The organism is Bartonella sp. AA2SXKL, from assembly GCF_042197205.1.
In the GTDB taxonomy this organism is placed as follows: domain Bacteria; phylum Pseudomonadota; class Alphaproteobacteria; order Rhizobiales; family Rhizobiaceae; genus Bartonella.
The window spans coordinates 1-1,390 of the sequence record NZ_JBHIRN010000049.1 but is presented as its reverse complement, the minus strand read 5'-3'; the positions used below and the strand labels follow the sequence as shown (position 1 = coordinate 1,390).

Below are 1,390 nucleotides of genomic sequence, written 5' to 3'. Positions count from 1 at the left end.
AATGCTCCCGTTCATTTTGGGCAACTTTTAGCCTATGGCAAGGCAAATATTGAGGGTGGGGCGGTTGACTTTTCTTCGCTGATGACGGGTGAAGAAGCTGTTTTAAAGGTTGGCAGCCTTGATGCAGGGACACTGATGACAGGTGTCGTTTCTACGGGCGGTTCAGGGGATCTTGTTTTAGATGAAAAGGGCTTTCTTTTGATTACAGCAAAAGAAGGGGTGAAGGTTGGTCAGATTGCCAGTGGTGGCAATATTGAAATTTTTGCAGGCAACGACATCTATTATGATCAGGTCATTGGCTATGGCAGCGCAACATTGACATCGGTATCAGGAGAGATCAGTGTTGAGAATGTGTTGTCTGCTGAGGGGGATGTGAGATTGACAGCAAACACTCTCGATTTAAGCAATAATCGTTCTCATATTTACACGCCGCAAACGCTGTATTTAATTGCAGATCATATTGATGTCTCAGAGAGCGAATTGGCTTATGGCGGTTTAGATTTTAACAGCACCAATGCCCTTGATATTCACAATGCGCGGCTACAAGCCGTGACAGATCAGGGAGGGACTGGAGATATTCTTTTTGTTGCTCCAAGCGTTATGGTTGATGAGACAACTTCTGTTTTAGCAGCCAGAGATTTCGTGATCAAAACGGGGGAGCTTGGAAATAGCGGTCAATTGGCATCGGGGCAGGATTTAATCTTTAGCGTGACGGGGGATGTGACCAACAACAAAACGGGCTTAATTTATGTGAAGGGCAATGGTGCTTTACAAGTTGATGGGGATTTGTTGAATGATTTTGGTGCCATAATGGCAGAGGGTGATTTGGGTTTCACCAATGCAGAAGGCACAGGAAAAAGCCTTTCCCTTGTTAACAAAGCGGGCTTTATTCAAGCTGGTGGAAACTTAAATATCCAAACCAACACTCTAAAAACGAAGCCGATAGCACGCCTGTCATCACAGAAAAAACGGAATATAGCGATATTTCTTTCCAAAGACCAAAGGGTTCTGATCAACTCAGTGATGGGATGTTATATCAAGATGGTCCCAACCTTTGGGGAAAAGGGCACGAACATCAAAGTCATACCGGACCTTTTAAAGGGCACGTAAAAATTTTCTTGGATGTTCCTCTTTGGTCGAGCAAAGAAGAAACCTATGGCACCGCAATTTCAAGCGATGGAACAGTCTATAAGGCTTTTACTTGGGAATTTAAGCCTGTCTATGATCAAAAGTCCGTAAAACGCTACCAATGGAATGGTTCTCGGCGGAAGGGAGGATGGTTTGGGTCAATAAACGAAGACTGGTCACATATGACAGAAAAGACTGTCACACAAGCATTTTCGCATAAACCAACTGTTTCGGGGGTAATACAATCTAGTGGCAATCTCAT

At 44.0% G+C, this 1,390-nt stretch carries 1 pseudogene; it reads left to right on the top strand.

Going from position 1 to position 1,390, the window contains the following annotated elements:
• Positions 1-1,390: pseudogene (locus ACFINS_RS09625) on the top strand (filamentous hemagglutinin); the annotation flags it as partial.